The organism is Mycobacterium sp. 3519A (genome assembly GCF_900240945.1).
Lineage (GTDB): Bacteria > Actinomycetota > Actinomycetes > Mycobacteriales > Mycobacteriaceae > Mycobacterium.
Genome location: NZ_OESG01000014.1, coordinates 1,818,631 through 1,833,090, shown reverse-complemented (window position 1 = coordinate 1,833,090; position 14,460 = coordinate 1,818,631). Strand labels below are relative to the sequence as shown.

Here is a 14,460-nt window from a genome sequence, read left to right as displayed (position 1 = left end):
GGCTACTCCTCTGTGTGCGGCACGCCGAGTCCGGCGGCCAGATTCTTCAGGGCCAACTCGGCGAGCGGCAGATCGACGTGCAACGAGTCGCCCAGTGCAAGAGCGAGCTTCAGATCCTTCTCGCCCAGATCGCGGGTGTGCGTGAAGGGCTTGAACAGGAAGTGATCCTGGGCGAGGGGTTTTGCATCGTCGCGGAACATGATCATTCCGGCGCCGCCGCTCTGCTTGTCACTGTGACGGACCACGTTTCCGAGGTCCTGTGGGTTGATACCTGCGGCGTCGGCGAGTTTCAACGCCTCACACGCGGCCGCGAAGGAGATGAAATGCAGCATGTTGCGGGCCAACTTCATGCGCGTGCCCGCGCCTGGCTCACCGGCATGCACGATGAGCGATGCCCATTGCGAGAACGGCTCTTTGACGAGCGCGAACGCCTCATCGCTTGCGCCGACCATGACGGCCAGTTCTCCCTTCTTGGCCGCACGGTCACCTCCACTGACCGGTGCATCGACGATGTGAATACCCTTGACATGCAACTGCTTTGCCAGCTCTGCCGCGGTGTCGGCGGCGATCGTCGAGTGGATCGCGATGACGGTGCCGGGCTTGGCGTGCTCGGCGAGCTGCCCCACCACATCACGCACCTGCTCGTCGTTGAGCACCGTGACGCTGATGACGTCGGCGTTGGCGATGTCGGCGACGCTGTCCGCAAGCGTGGCGCCCAGTTCGGCCAGCGGGGTCATCGCTTCAGTGCGGACGTCGAAGACGATCAGGCCGCCTGGCCATTCGACCAGTCGTTTCGCCATCGGCGCGCCCTGGTTGCCGAGGCCGATGTACCCGAGCTTGAGATCGCTCATCAGCGGATGATCTGTCCGCCGTCGACGTTGAAGATCTGGCCGGTGATCCACTTGGCCTGATCCGAGAGCAGGAACAGGCACATGCCGACCAGGTCTTCGGGTTGGCCCATGCGCGACAACGGGATTCCCTTCACGATGTCGGCGACCATCTCCTGCGGAGTGGTGGTGCGGTTGGCCTCGGTGTCGATGGGGCCCGGCGCGATCGCGTTGACGCGGATGTTCTGGCCGCCCAGTTCGGTGGCCAGTTGTTGGGTCAGGCCGTTGATGCCGACCTTCGCCAGACCGTAGAAGTTCGAGTACAGCCACGCCGCGGTGGACGACTGGTTGACGATCGCGCCGCCCCCGCGCTTGGCCATCTTGCGGTACACCGCGCGGGTGCAGACGAGGGCGCCGTCCATGTTCACGCTCATGAACTTCTTGTAGTAGTCCCAGTCGACGGTGATCAGGAAGTCCAGCTTCATGCCGCCGAAAATCGCGGCGTTGTTGACCAGGTAGTCGATACCGCCGAACTCCGACAGCGTCTGCGCGGCCATCTCTTTCGCGGACTCGGGATCGGACACGTCCACGTGGACCGCGAGCGCGTTGCCGCCCTCGCCCTTGATCCCGTCGGCGACCTTCTGCGCGCCTTCGGTGTTGATATCGGCCACCACCACCGCGGCGCCTTCGCGGGCCAGCGCCTCGGCGTAGGCCTGGCCGATTCCGCCACCGGCGCCGGTGACGATCGCGACCTTTTCGTCGAACTGTCCCATGTTTGTCCCTTCCCTACTGTCGAGTGGCCACTTATCGCACGTTATTCGGCCAAAAGGCGTGCTATAACTGGCCATTCGGCGACATCTAGACCGCCGTGGCAATCGCTTTGAGTTCGAGGTATTCCTCGAAGCCGGCGAGGCCCATCTCCCGGCCGATGCCGGACTGCTTGTAACCGCCGAACGGCATGTCGGCGGAGTACCAGACACCGCCGTTGATGTTGACGGTGCCGACGCGCAACCGCGCCGCCACCGCGTTGGCGCGCTCGACGTCGGCCGAGAACACCGTGCCGGACAAGCCGTACGGCGAGTCGTTGGCGATGCGCACCGCATCGTCGTCGCCGTCGTGGGCGATCACAGTCAACACCGGGCCGAAGATCTCCTCACGGGCGACCTTCGCGTTGTTGTCAAGGCCCGCAATGACAGTCGGCTCGATGAAGAAGCCGGCGTCGCGGTCGGCGGGACGGCCGCCGCCGCAGGCGAACGTGCCGCCCTCGTCGGTGGCCGAATCCAGGTAGCCCTGGACACGGTCGCGCTGCCGCGCCGAGATCAACGGCCCGCAAATGGTTCCCGCGTCCGCAGGGTCGCCGGGCTTCAGCGAGCCCATCGTCGCCGCGGCCGCCTCGACCGCCTCGTCGTAGCGTGCCCGCGGCACCACCAGTCGCGTGGTGATCGCACAGCCCTGTCCCGCATGCATCGACGCGGTGAACGCCGACATCGAACAGGCGCCCGCCAGATCCGCGTCGTCGAGCACCACAAACGCCGACTTCCCGCCCAGTTCCAGGAAGACCTTCTTCAGCGTCGCGGCGCCGTCGGCCATCACCGCGCGCCCGGTAGCGGTCGACCCGGTGAACGAAACCATGTCCACCCGTGGGTCTTTCGACAACAGCGCACCGACACCGTGGTCGCTGGAGGTGACGATGTTCAGCACGCCGGGCGGCAGGTCGGTGTGCTCGGCGACGAGCTCACCGAGGATCGCTGCGCACCACGGCGTATCCGGCGCGGGCTTGAGGACGACGGTGTTTCCTGCCGCCAACGCCGGGCCGAGCTTGGCGAGGTTGATCTGATGCGGGAAGTTCCACGGCGTGATCGCACCCACCACACCGACCGCCTCGCGGGCGACAGTGCGGTGCGTCTTGATGCCCATCGGTTCGGCGGTGCCGAAGTCCCTGCTCCACGCATACGACTCCGCGGTGTCCGCGGCGAAGCTCAGGTCGGCGACCGGGCCTTCCAGTTGGGCGGCGGCGGTCAGCATCCGCGGTGCGCCGACTTCGGCGATCGTCAGTTCGCGCAGTTCCTCGACGTGCGCCGTCAGCGCGTCCTGCAACTGACGCACGCACCGCACCCGGAATTCGACATTGGTCGACCAGTCGGTGTCGTCGAACGCGCGCCGGGCCGCCTCGATCGCCAGGCCCATGTCGTCCACGGTCGCGTCGGCCGCGACGCCGAGCACCTCTTCGGTCGCCGGATTGATCGTCTGGAACGTGCCGCCGCTGCCGGCCACCAGCTTGCCGTCGATGAACAGTTGACTCTGGCGATCGGTGAGCAGCCCCATGCCAATCCTCCGCTTCGTTGCTGGACAACTGTCCGACTTGGAATAATCGAACGATAGCCGCCGATGACGCAGCGTGGCAAGCATGACCTCGTTTACCTGCATGCTTGCTTCTGGCCCCTCGCGTCCGATAACTTGGACATGTGTCCAGCGATGCCGTGGCGGCGGTCACCGAACAGCCACGTAACCGGCGCCAGGAGGAGACCTTCCGCAAGGTGCTCGCCGCGGGTGTCGAGATGCTGCGGGAGTCGTCGTACGCCGACCTGACCGTGCGGGCGGTGGCCGCCCGCGCCAAGGTCGCCCCGGCCACCGCCTACACCTACTTCTCGTCGAAGAACCATCTGATCGCCGAGGTCTACCTCGACCTGGTCCGTCAGGTGCCGTACTTCACCGACGTCAACGACAGCCGGGCCAGCCGGGTCGAGCAGGCGCTGCGCGCGCTGACGCTGATGATCGCCGACGAACCGGAGGTGGCGGCCGCGTGCACGACGGCGCTGCTCTCCAACAACGACCAGGCGGTGCGCGCGGTCCGCGATCGCATCGGCGCCGAGATCCACCGCCGGATCCGCTCGGCGGTGGGACCGGATGCCGACCCGCGCACGGTCTCGGCGCTGGAGATGACGTACTTCGGGGCGCTGGTGCACGCGGGCAGCGGCGTCGTGACCTACCACCAGATCGCCGACCGGCTGTCCTATGTCGTCGGCCTCATCCTGGGAGAGAACTCATGACCGTCCAGGCGGCCGACCTGGTTTTCGACCCGTACGACTACGACTTCCACGAAGACCCGTATCCGTACTACCGGCGGTTGCGTGACGAGGCGCCGCTGTATCGCAATGACGAGTTGGGCTTCTGGGCGCTCTCTCGACACGCCGATGTGCTGCAGGGATTCCGCAACAGCACGACGCTGTCGAACAAGTACGGTGTGTCGCTGGATCCGGCGTCGCGGGGACCGCACGCGAGCAAGACGATGTCGTTCCTTGCGATGGACGACCCGGCCCACCTGCGGTTGCGCACCCTGGTATCCAAGGGTTTCACCCCGCGACGCATCCGCGAGCTGGAGCCCAGGGTCACCGAGATCGCCGTGGCACATCTCGAAACCGCCTTGCAGTCAGAAACTTTCGATTATGTCGACGAGTTCGCGGGCAAGCTCCCGATGGACGTCATCTCCGAACTGATGGGCGTGCCCCAACCCGACCGCGCCCAGGTCAGGGCGTGGGCCGACGGCGTCATGCACCGCGACGAGGGAGTCACCGATGTGCCGCCCGCGGCGGTCGAGGCGTCCATCAACCTGATCGTGTACTACCAGCAGATGGTGGCCGAGCGGCGCAAGAAGCCGACCGACGACCTCACCACGGCGCTGCTGGAAGCCGAGATCGACGGCGACCGGCTCACCGACGACGAGATCCTCGGCTTCATGTTCCTGATGGTGATCGCGGGCAACGAGACCACCACCAAACTGCTTGCCAATGCCGCATTTTGGGGCCACAAGAACCCCGATCAGCTGGCGCCGATCTACGACGACCTGGAGCGGGTGCCGCTGTGGGTGGAGGAGACGCTGCGCTACGACACCTCCAGCCAGATCCTGGCGCGGACCGTCTCGGGCGAACTGACGCTGTACGACACGACCATTCCCGACGGCGACGTGCTGTTGCTGCTTCCCGGTTCGGCCCACCGCGACGAGCGGGTGTTCGACAGACCCGACGACTACCTGATCGGCCGCGAAATCGGGTCGAAACTCATGAGTTTCGGCAGCGGCGCGCACTTCTGCCTCGGCGCGCACCTGGCCCGCATGGAGTCCAGGGTGGCGCTCGCCGAACTGTTCAAGCGAATCCGCGGATACGAGGTCGACGAGGCCAACGCCGTCCGCGTCCATTCCAGCAATGTCCGTGGATTCGCTCACCTTCCCATCACCGTGGAGGTTCGCTAGATGCCCCGGTTCGACCCACTTCCCGAGCGCAGGCCTGCGATCGTCGCAGGCGCGTCGTCAGGAATCGGCGAAGCCACCGCGATCGAGCTCGCCGCGCACGGCTTTCCCGTCGCGCTCGGCGCCCGTCGCGTCGAGAAACTCGACGAGATCGTCGGCAGGATCCGCGCCGACGGCGGCGAAGCCGTCGGATTTCACCTCGACGTCACCGACCCCGGATCGGTGAAATCGTTTGTCGCGCAATCGGTCGAAGCGCTCGGCGAGATCGAGGTGCTGGTGGCCGGCGCGGGCGACACCTACTTCGGCAAGCTGGCCGATATCAGCACCGACGAGTTCGAGTCGCAGTTGCAGATCCACCTGGTCGGCGCGAACCGATTGGCCACCGCCGTGCTGCCGGGAATGATCGAACGCCGGCGCGGTGACCTGATCTTCGTCGGCTCCGACGTTGCACTTCGTCAGCGCCCGCACATGGGCGCCTACGGCGCGGCGAAGGCCGCGTTGGTGGCGATGGTGACCAACTTCCAGATGGAACTGGAAGGCACCGGTGTGCGGGCGTCGATCGTGCACCCCGGACCGACGAAGACCAACATGGGTTGGAGCCTGCCCGCCGAGTTGATCGGGCCTGCGCTCGAGGACTGGGCCAAGTGGGGGCAGGCGCGCCACGACTACTTCCTGCGGGCGGCCGACCTCGCGCGCGCCATCACGTTCGTCGCCGAGACCCCGCGTGGTGGGTTCATCGCGAACATGGAACTCCAGCCCGAAGCGCCGCTGGCCGACAACAAGGACCGCCAGAAGCTCGCCCTCGGCGAAGAAGGGATGCCGAACCAGTGACCACAGCCATGGTGCCCCGTGTCTCCGGTGGAGAGGAAGAGCACGGCCATCTCGAGGAATTCCGCACCGACCCAATCGGTTTGATGAAGCGGGTACGCGACGAGTGCGGGGATGTCGGCTGGTTTCAGTTGGTCGACAAGCACGTGATCCTGCTGTCCGGCGCCGAGGCCAACGAGTTCTTCTTCCGGTCGGCCGACGAGGATCTCGACCAGGCCGAGGCCTACCCGTTCATGACGCCGATCTTCGGCAAGGGCGTGGTGTTCGACGCCAGCCCCGAACGGCGCAAGGAGATGCTGCACAACTCGGCGCTGCGCGGCGAGCAGATGAAGGGCCACGCGGCCACCATCGAGGGCGAAGTCAAGAAGATGATCGCCGACTGGGGCGACGAAGGCGAGATCGAACTGCTCGACTTCTTCGCCGAGTTGACCATCTACACCAGCACGGCGTGCCTGATCGGGCTGAAGTTCCGCGAACAACTGGACCACCGGTTCGCCGAGTACTACCACGACCTGGAGCGCGGCACCGATCCGCTGTGCTACGTCGACCCGTACCTGCCGATCGAAAGCTTCAAACGCCGCGACGAGGCCCGCGTGAAACTCGTTGCGCTGGTTCAGGAGATCATGGATCAGCGGCTGGCCAATCCGCCGAAGGACAAGGCCGACCGCGACATGCTCGACGTGCTGGTGTCGATCAAGGACGAGGACGGCAACCCCCGGTTCTCCGCCGACGAGGTGACCGGCATGTTCATCTCGCTGATGTTCGCAGGACACCACACCAGCTCAGGCACGTCGGCATGGACGCTGATCGAGTTGATCCGCCACCCCGAGGTCTACGCCGAGGTCCGCGCCGAACTCGACGAGCTGTACGCCGACGGCCAAGAGGTGAGTTTCCATGCGCTGCGCCAGATTCCGAAGCTCGACAACGTGGTCAAGGAGACGCTTCGGCTGCATCCGCCGTTGATCATCTTGATGCGGGTCGCCCAGGGCGAGTTCGAGGTGGCCGGCTTCCCCATCCACAAGGGCGATTTCGTCGCGGCCTCCCCCGCCGTCTCCAACCGGATCCCCGAGGACTTCCCCGACCCCGATGCGTTTAAGCCGGACCGCTACAACAAACCCGAGCAGGCCGACGTCGTGAACCGGTGGACCTGGATCCCGTTCGGCGCGGGGCGGCACCGCTGCGTCGGCGCCGCGTTCGCGCAGATGCAGATCAAGGCGATCTTCTCGGTTCTGTTGCGCGAGTACGAGTTCGAGATAGCGCAGCCGGCAGACTCCTACCGCAATGACCACTCCAAGATGGTGGTGCAGCTGGAGCGGCCGGCCAAGGCCCGTTACCGCAGGCGCGTCAAGTAGGGAGGCGACCATGGGCTTTCGGATCGAGGTCGACATGGATCTCTGCCAAGGCCACGCCATGTGCGAGTTGGAGGCACCCGACTACTTCAAGGTGCCCAAGCGCGGCCAGGTGGAGATCCTCAACACCGAACCGCCCGACGAAGATCGACCGCAGATCGAGCAAGCCGTATGGGCCTGCCCCACCCAAGCCTTGTCCATTAGAGAGGAAGACTGATGCCGTCACTGCCGCGCGAAGCACTCGACAAGTGGGTCGAGCAATGGCTGCAGGCCAACCGGGACTGCGAGAAGGCCGGTGACTGGACACCACTGGCTGACTTCTACACCGAGGACGCCACCTACGGCTGGAACATCGGGCCCAAGGAAGACGTTATGTGCGTGGGTGTCAACGAAATCCGGGACGTGGCACTGGGTTTGGAGATGCAGGGTCTGGAGAACTGGACCTACGAGTACCAGAAGGTGCTCGTCGACGACAAGCTCGGCGAGATCGTCGGGTTCTGGAAGCAGATCGTCAACAAGGCCGACGGCACCACCGACGAGATCTACGGAATCGGCGGCAGTTGGTTCCGCTTGAACGCCGACTTGAAGATCGAATGGCAGCGTGACTTCTTCGACTTCGGACACGTCTCCAAGATGTTCATGAAGCTGATCGAATCCGGTGACCTCAGCGAGGGCATGCAGAAGCGGATCGAGCGCAGCCTGGCCGGTGAGAAGCTGCCGGGCTACTACCCACTCGGAGAGGCACCCGTCCCGATCTGGTAGACAGCAAGCACACGTGTGACCTAGATAACTTAGTCTGACACGGGCACTCGAGAGGAGCAGGTTTCATGAAGACAAAAGGCGCTCTCATCTGGGAGTTCAACCAGCCGTGGTCGATCGAGGAGATCGAGATCGGTGACCCCGTCAAAGACGAGGTGAAGATTCAGATGGAAGCGTCGGGGATGTGCCACTCCGACCACCACCTGGTCACCGGCGGCATCCCGATGGGCGGTTTCCCGGTGCTCGGCGGCCACGAGGGCGCGGGCATCGTCACCGAGGTCGGCCCCGGCGTTGAGGAAGTCGCGCCCGGCGATCACGTCGTGCTGTCGTTCATCCCGTCGTGCGGGCACTGTCCGTCGTGTCAGGCCGGGCTGCGCAACCTGTGCGACCTCGGGGCGGGTCTGCTCAACGGCGCCGCGGTCTCAGACGGCACCTTCCGGATCCAGGCCAAGGGCCAGAACGTGTTCCCGATGACGCTGCTGGGCACCTTCTCGCCGTACATGGTCGTGCACAAGAGCTCCGTGGTGAAGATCGACCCGTCGATTCCGTTCGAGGTCGCCTGCCTGGTGGGCTGCGGCGTCACCACCGGCTACGGCTCGGCGGTGCGCACCGCCGACATCCGGCCCGGCCAGGACGTAGCGATCGTCGGCGTCGGCGGCGTCGGCATGTCCGCCCTGCAGGGCGCCGTCAACGCAGGCGCGCGGCACATCTTCGTCATCGAACCGGTCGAGTGGAAACGCGACGCCGCACTCAAGTTCGGCGCCACCCACGTCTATCCCGACATCAACACCGCGCTGATGGGCATCGCCGAGGTCACCTACGGCTTCATGGCCCACAAGGTCATCCTCACCGTCGGCGAACTCAAGGGCGAGGACATCGACAACTATCTGATGATCACCGCGAAGGGCGGCACCTGTGTGGCGACCGCAATCGGCAGCCTGCTGGACACCCAGGTGACGCTGAACCTGGCGATGCTCACCCTGATGCAGAAGAACCTGCAGGGCACCATCTTCGGCGGCGGCAACCCGCACTACGACATCCCGCAGCTGCTGTCGATGTACAAGGCGGGCAAGCTCAACCTCGACGACATGATCACCCGGCAATACAAGCTGGAACAGATCAACGAGGGCTACTCCGACATGCTGGAGGGCAAGAACATTCGCGGCGTGATCCGCTACACCGACGACGACCGGTGAGCCAAATGTCCCAGGAGACAGTGGAGAAGACACCCGTCGTCGCCGCATCGGAGGCGTCGTGGCGCTGCGTACAGGCCGGTGACAAGGACGGCTGGCTGGCGCTGATGTCCGACGACATCGTCATCGAGGACCCGATCGGCGACGCGGTCACGAACCCCGGCGGTGGCGGCGTTCGCGGCAAGGAGGCAGTGGGTGCGTTCTTCGACGCCAACATCGGCCCGAACACACTGACCGTCACGCGGGAGGCGACGTTTCCGTCGAGCTCACCGAACGAGATCGCCTACATCCTGGTGCTGCGCACGGAGTTTCCGAACGGTTTCGTGGCCTCCGTGCGCGGTGTGTTCACCTACAAGGTCGACGACGCGGGCCTGATCACCAACCTGCGCGGCTACTGGAACATGGATTCGATGCAGTTTTCCGAGCCGGAAAACAAGAATTAGCGGTCCACTCGACGGTCGCGGCGCGGTTGTCGTCGGCGGCACCCGCGGCATCGGTCTCGCCGTCGCCGAACTGCTGGCGACGCTGGGCGCCGGGGTGGTCGTCAACGGCCGCGACGCCGATGCGGCGGCCCAAGCGGCGCAACGCATTCCGCGGGCCGTGGCATCGGCGGGCTCGCCGGCAGAGCCCGCTGTGGCCGATGCGTTGATCGACACCTGCGTCGGCGAATTCGGCAGGATCGACGTCCTTGTCAACTGCGCGGGCACCGCCGGGCTGGCGGCCGAGTCGATCCTGACCGTCACCAGCGCGCAGTTCCGCGAGTTGATCGACGCGCACCTCGGCACCACGTTCGAGACGTGCCGCGCCGCAGCACAGAAGATGGTGCGCCACGGCGGCGGTTCGATCATCAACACCAGTTCGTTCGCGTTCCTCGGCGACTACGGCGGCACCGGCTATCCGGCGGGGAAGGGCGGCGTCAACGGGCTCACGATGGCGATCGCCGCGGAACTCGAGGAATATGGTGTCCGTGCCAACGTGGTCTGCCCTGGCGCGAAGACGCGGCTGTCGAGCGGACCCGACTACGAACACCACATCCGCGAGTTGAACCGCCGCGGCTTGCTGGACGACGCGAGCGCGCAGGCCGCGCTCGACGCTCCCGAACCCGAGTACGCCGCGTCGACGTACGCCTACCTGGCAAGTGACCTGGCCGCGCAGGTGACCGGCCAGATCTTCATCGCGGCAGGCAATTTCGTCGGCCGCTTCGACCGGCAGTCGCCGTCGATCCTGGCGTACCGCGACCACCACGACTCGCCGCCGTGGACGCTCGACGAGATCCACGCATTCGTTACGCGCTGAAAACCCTTCTCAGCGCGACGAATCGGATCAGCGTCGCCACCAGGTTCGCCCCCACCAACACCGACAGCTCCACCGCCTTGCCGACCGTCGGGTCGTAGCGGTGCAGCGCGAACAGCGAACCGCTGGTGATCGCCAGACAGAACGCGAACACCACGAGACCGTTCATCTGGTGTCGCGCGACGCCGGTGCGGCCCCGGATGCCGAACGTGAACGCCCGGTTGGCGGCCGTGTTCGCGATCGCCGTCAACAGCAGGGCGGTGAGGTTCGCCGCCTGGGCGCCCACCACGGGGTGCAGCAGCAGATACAGCAGCGCGTAGGCCAGTGTGCTGGCAACGCCGACGATGCCGAATCGCACCATCTGGCCGACCATTCCGCGGGGAACGCCGGGGACCAGCGGTTCGCGGCCGAGGCTGCGCTGCAGTTCGCGCAGCGGCAGTGCGCCGGTGGCCAGTGCGCGGCCGACCCGCCAGCAGCCCTTGAGGTCGTTGATGGCGGTGCGGACGATGTCGACACGCGAGTCGGGGTCGTCGACCCAGTCGACGGGCACTTCGTGGATGCGCAGCCCGGCGCGTTCGGCGATCACCAGCAGTTCGGTGTCGAAGAACCACCCGGTGTCGGCGACGTGCGGGAGCAGTTGACGCGCCACGTCGGCACGCACCGCCTTGAACCCGCACTGTGCGTCGGAGAACTTGGCGCCGAGCACCCCGCGCAGGATCAAGTTGTAACTGCGAGAGACGAATTCGCGCTTGGGCCCGCGCACCACGCGCGACGAGGCCGCCAACCGGGACCCGATCGCGACGTCGGAGTGACCCGAAATCAACGGCGCCACAAGCGGCATCAACGCCGACAGATCGGTCGACAGGTCGACATCCATGTAGGCGACCACGTCGGCATCCGACGCCATCCACGCGGTGTACAGCGCGCCGCCGCGGCCCTTCTGATCGAGGTGTATGACGTCGACGTCGGACAACTCCCGGGCCAGCGATTCGGCCACCGCCAGGGTGCTGTCGGTGCTGGCGTTGTCGGCGATCGTGATCCGAGACGGGTACGGCACCTCGGCGGCCAGGTACTCGTGCAACCGGCGGACGCTGCCCGGAAGGTCGCGCTCCTCGTTGTAAACCGGGATCACGATGTCGAGGACGTAGCTGCGTGTCGGGCGTTCGGCCACGTTCGCCGTGCGGGGAGCCGCCAGGTCAGTCACGATGTCGAGCGTCTCTAAACAGGCTGCTACCCCACTGCGCCGAGACTGGGAGCTTGCTGGAATGCTCATGCCCATGGCGACCGTCTTCACCAAGATCATCAACGGCGAAATCCCCGGCAGGTTCGTCTACGAGGACGACGAGATCGTGGCCTTTCTGACCATCGCGCCGATGACGCAGGGGCACACCCTGGTCGTGCCGCGGGCCGAAATCGACCAGTGGCAGGACGTCGAACCCGCGGTGTTCGGCCGCGTCATGGAGGTCGCGCAGTTGATCGGCAAGGCGGTGTGCAAGGCGTTCGACGTCGAGCGTGCCGGGGTGATCATCGCGGGCCTCGAGGTGCCGCATCTGCACGTGCACGTCTTCCCGGCCCGCAACCTCAGCGACTTCGGCTTCGCCAACGTCGACCAGAACCCGTCGCCGGAATCACTCGACGAGGCGCAGGCGAAGATCAAGGCCGCCTTGGCCGAATTGAGTTGAGCTTCAACTGACTTGGGCTGGCACGTCGGCGATCCGCGGCAGGTTCACCTTGAACCGGCAGCCCTTGCCCGGTGCGGTGGTGACGCTGACGGCACCGCCGTGCGCGTGCACCAGCGAATCGACGATCGACAGGCCGAGCCCGGTGCCGCCGCTGGCCCTGGCGCGTGACGAATCGGCGCGGTAGAAGCGCTCGAACACCCGGTGCGCGTCTTCCTTGCTCATGCCGGGACCCTCGTCGCACACCTCGAGCACGGCGTGCCCGTCGTCGGTGCCCACCCGCACCGTGATGCCCGCGGTGTCGGGGGTGTGCTGCAGCGCGTTGGCGACCAGGTTGCCGAGCACCTGCCGCAGCCTGGCCTCGTCGCCGAGCACCTCCGGAGTTCCGGGTCCGTCGAACACCTCCATGGTGATCTTGCGACCCGGCGGCGCGATCGACTGCGCGTCGTGCACGGCGTCGCTGGCGATGGCCAGCAGGTCGACGCGGTGCTGCTCCAACGGCCGCTGCTGATCGAGGCGGGCCAGCAACAGCAGATCCTCGACCAACAGCCCCATCCGGCGGGACTCACTTTCGATGCGGCCCATCAACATCTCGACGTCCTTGGCCGCGCCCTGCCGGTAGAGCTCGGCGAAACCGCGGATCGTCGTCAGTGGTGTGCGCAGTTCGTGGCTGGCATCGGTGATGAACCGGCGCATCCTGTCCTCGGAGGTGCGGGCCGCCTCGGCCGACGAATCCGACGACGCCACCGCGCGCTGGATCTGCGCGAGCATTCCGTTGAGCGCCAACGAAAGTCGGCCCACTTCGGTGCGCGGGTCACGTTCGGGAACACGACGGTCGAGCTGCCCCGCGGCGATCGCCGCTGCGGTCTGTTCCACCTCCACCAGCGGGCGCAGGCTGCGGTGCACCACCCAGTAGCCGACGACGCCGAGCACCAACAGCACGGCGGCGCCGATGCCGAGTTGCGCATAGATCAGCGCGCGCACCGTGGTCTGGACGTCGGACAGGTCGATCGCGACGGTGGTGAGTTCACCGCGCAGTCCGCGCACGCTCATCGCACGCCATTTGACGTCGGAGTGGTCGACCGAGCCGACCGTGACGGGCACCGGCCCCACATCGTTGTCGGCGGGCAGCGCCGGTTCGGCGGCGCGGTCGTTGACGGCCATCCAGATGCGGCCATCGGGGTCGACCCCGCGCACGTAGAAGTTGGACGGCGGCCGGGCCGGGTTAGGGCCTTCGATCGGGGTCGGCGGCATCCGCCGCGGGGCCTGCGCCCAACTGCGGGAGGCGTCGAGCAGCGTCTGGTCGACCCGGTTGGTCAGGTCGTGTCGAAGGATCGTCGTGACGGCGATGCCCGACGCCAACAGGCCGCCCGCCACCAGCACCAGGGTGGCGGCGACCAGGCCAACCCTTAGGGGTATGCCCCGCCCGCGCCGTACCGCCATGCCCCTATTGTCGCGAACTTACTAGCGCGGTTCACGCAGGACGTACCCCACGCCCCGCAACGTGTGGAGGAGACGCTTCTCGCCGGTGTCGATCTTGCGCCGAAGATACGACACGTAGGACTCGACGACGTTGACGTCGCCGCCGAAGTCGTAGCGCCAGACGTGGTCGAGAATCTTGGGCTTCGACAGCACCGTGCCTGCGTTGATGATGAAGTACCGCAGCAGCGTGAACTCGGTCGGCGACAGCGAGACGGGCTCGCCGGCCTTCCACACTTCGTGGGTGTCCTCGTCGAGTTCGATGTCGGCGAAGGTCAGCCGCGCATTGCGGGGCTCCTCGATGCCGCGGCCGGACCGGCGCAGGATCACCCGCAGCCGGGCGACCACCTCTTCCAGGGAAAACGGCTTGGTGACGTAGTCGTCGCCGCCCAGCGTCAGGCCCGCGATCTTGTCCTGCAGGGTGTCGCGGGCGGTCAGGAACAGCGCGGGGGCGTCGATGCCGTCGGCGCGCAGCCTGCGCAGCAGGCCGAAACCGTCCATGCCGGGCATCATCACGTCCAGGATCACTGCGTCGGGCCGCACTTCGCGGGCCTTGTCCAGCGCCGCGGGACCATTGGACGCGGTATGGACCTCGAAGCCCTGGAACTTCAGGCTCACTGAGAGTAGTTCGACGATGTTGGTTTCATCGTCGACTACGAGGACGCGCGCCTCGGGCAGATTCTCGGGTAGTGCAGCCATCGCCATTCCGCTAATGTCCACGATTTCGCTTGGAATTATCCTGCACAAACCCTGTCAACTTCCTGTGAGTGTGAATCCAGGCGGTACGCGGAAGCCACGGGTGCGCCG

General features: G+C 66.1%; 16 protein-coding genes. 10 read left to right on the top strand and 6 right to left on the bottom strand.

The genetic code is table 11. From position 1 onward, the window contains the following. Nucleotides 1-2: 2 nt before the first annotated feature. The 3 genes from C1A30_RS29950 to C1A30_RS29940 form a co-directional block, all read right to left on the bottom strand. Nucleotides 3-851, bottom strand: coding sequence for an NAD(P)-dependent oxidoreductase (locus tag C1A30_RS29950; protein WP_101951840.1), 849 nt, complete (start codon nucleotides 849-851; stop codon nucleotides 3-5). Next, nucleotides 851-1,600, bottom strand: coding sequence for an SDR family oxidoreductase (locus C1A30_RS29945; protein ID WP_101951839.1), 750 nt, complete (start codon nucleotides 1,598-1,600; stop codon nucleotides 851-853). The genes C1A30_RS29950 and C1A30_RS29945 overlap by 1 nt, the downstream gene beginning before the upstream one ends. Nucleotides 1,601-1,685: 85 nt before the next feature. Further along, on the bottom strand, nucleotides 1,686-3,152 hold the full coding sequence (locus tag C1A30_RS29940; RefSeq protein ID WP_101951837.1) for an aldehyde dehydrogenase: 1,467 nt from the start codon (nucleotides 3,150-3,152) through the stop codon (nucleotides 1,686-1,688). 140 nt (nucleotides 3,153-3,292) lie between these two features. Here C1A30_RS29940 and C1A30_RS29935 point away from each other — a divergent pair, with 140 nt between their 5' ends. From C1A30_RS29935 to C1A30_RS29895, 9 genes are all read left to right on the top strand, one after another. After that, complete coding sequence (locus tag C1A30_RS29935; RefSeq protein ID WP_101951836.1) at nucleotides 3,293-3,877, top strand: TetR/AcrR family transcriptional regulator; 585 nt, start codon at nucleotides 3,293-3,295, stop codon at nucleotides 3,875-3,877. After that, entirely contained in the window at nucleotides 3,874-5,076 is a 1,203-nt protein-coding gene (locus C1A30_RS29930; RefSeq protein WP_101951835.1) for a cytochrome P450, read from the top strand. Before C1A30_RS29935 ends, C1A30_RS29930 begins: the two co-directional genes overlap by 4 nt. Then, nucleotides 5,077-5,904 (top strand): SDR family oxidoreductase, encoded by an 828-nt coding sequence (locus tag C1A30_RS29925; protein ID WP_101951834.1) that lies wholly within the window; start codon nucleotides 5,077-5,079, stop codon nucleotides 5,902-5,904. It abuts the gene before it with no gap. An 8-nt stretch (nucleotides 5,905-5,912) separates the two neighbouring features. After that, nucleotides 5,913-7,253, top strand: coding sequence for a cytochrome P450 (locus C1A30_RS29920; RefSeq protein WP_369974219.1), 1,341 nt, complete (start codon nucleotides 5,913-5,915; stop codon nucleotides 7,251-7,253). A gap of 10 nt (nucleotides 7,254-7,263) precedes the next feature. Next, on the top strand, nucleotides 7,264-7,467 hold the full coding sequence (locus tag C1A30_RS29915; protein ID WP_101951830.1) for a ferredoxin: 204 nt from the start codon (nucleotides 7,264-7,266) through the stop codon (nucleotides 7,465-7,467). Next, entirely contained in the window at nucleotides 7,467-8,012 is a 546-nt protein-coding gene (locus C1A30_RS29910; RefSeq protein WP_101951829.1) for a hypothetical protein, read from the top strand. Before C1A30_RS29915 ends, C1A30_RS29910 begins: the two co-directional genes overlap by 1 nt. 65 nt (nucleotides 8,013-8,077) lie before the next feature. Next, nucleotides 8,078-9,205: an NDMA-dependent alcohol dehydrogenase gene (locus C1A30_RS29905; protein ID WP_101951827.1), complete on the top strand. Its 1,128-nt coding sequence runs from the start codon at nucleotides 8,078-8,080 to the stop codon at nucleotides 9,203-9,205. Between the two features lie 5 nt (nucleotides 9,206-9,210). After that, nucleotides 9,211-9,645 carry a nuclear transport factor 2 family protein gene (locus C1A30_RS29900; protein ID WP_101951826.1) on the top strand — a complete coding sequence of 145 codons (435 nt, stop codon included), beginning with the start codon at nucleotides 9,211-9,213 and terminating at the stop codon, nucleotides 9,643-9,645. Beyond that, nucleotides 9,641-10,498 carry an SDR family NAD(P)-dependent oxidoreductase gene (locus C1A30_RS29895; RefSeq protein WP_101951825.1) on the top strand — a complete coding sequence of 286 codons (858 nt, stop codon included), beginning with the start codon at nucleotides 9,641-9,643 and terminating at the stop codon, nucleotides 10,496-10,498. The genes C1A30_RS29900 and C1A30_RS29895 overlap by 5 nt, the downstream gene beginning before the upstream one ends. Here the strand turns inward: C1A30_RS29895 and C1A30_RS29890 are convergent. Beyond that, nucleotides 10,488-11,762, bottom strand: a complete 1,275-nt coding sequence (locus C1A30_RS29890; protein ID WP_369974218.1) for a glycosyltransferase — start codon at nucleotides 11,760-11,762, stop codon at nucleotides 10,488-10,490. The genes C1A30_RS29895 and C1A30_RS29890 overlap by 11 nt on opposite strands. 10 nt (nucleotides 11,763-11,772) lie before the next feature. On the opposite strand from C1A30_RS29890, the gene C1A30_RS29885 reads away from it, so the two are divergent. Beyond that, nucleotides 11,773-12,177: an HIT family protein gene (locus tag C1A30_RS29885; RefSeq protein ID WP_200828466.1), complete on the top strand. Its 405-nt coding sequence runs from the start codon at nucleotides 11,773-11,775 to the stop codon at nucleotides 12,175-12,177. A gap of 3 nt (nucleotides 12,178-12,180) precedes the next feature. Here the strand turns inward: C1A30_RS29885 and C1A30_RS29880 are convergent, their stop codons facing one another. Both C1A30_RS29880 and C1A30_RS29875 read right to left on the bottom strand, forming a co-directional pair. Then, nucleotides 12,181-13,617, bottom strand: a complete 1,437-nt coding sequence (locus tag C1A30_RS29880) for a cell wall metabolism sensor histidine kinase WalK (RefSeq protein WP_101951822.1) — start codon at nucleotides 13,615-13,617, stop codon at nucleotides 12,181-12,183. Between the two features lie 21 nt (nucleotides 13,618-13,638). Beyond that, complete coding sequence (locus C1A30_RS29875; protein ID WP_067795208.1) at nucleotides 13,639-14,358, bottom strand: response regulator transcription factor; 720 nt, start codon at nucleotides 14,356-14,358, stop codon at nucleotides 13,639-13,641. Nucleotides 14,359-14,460 lie beyond the last annotated feature (102 nt).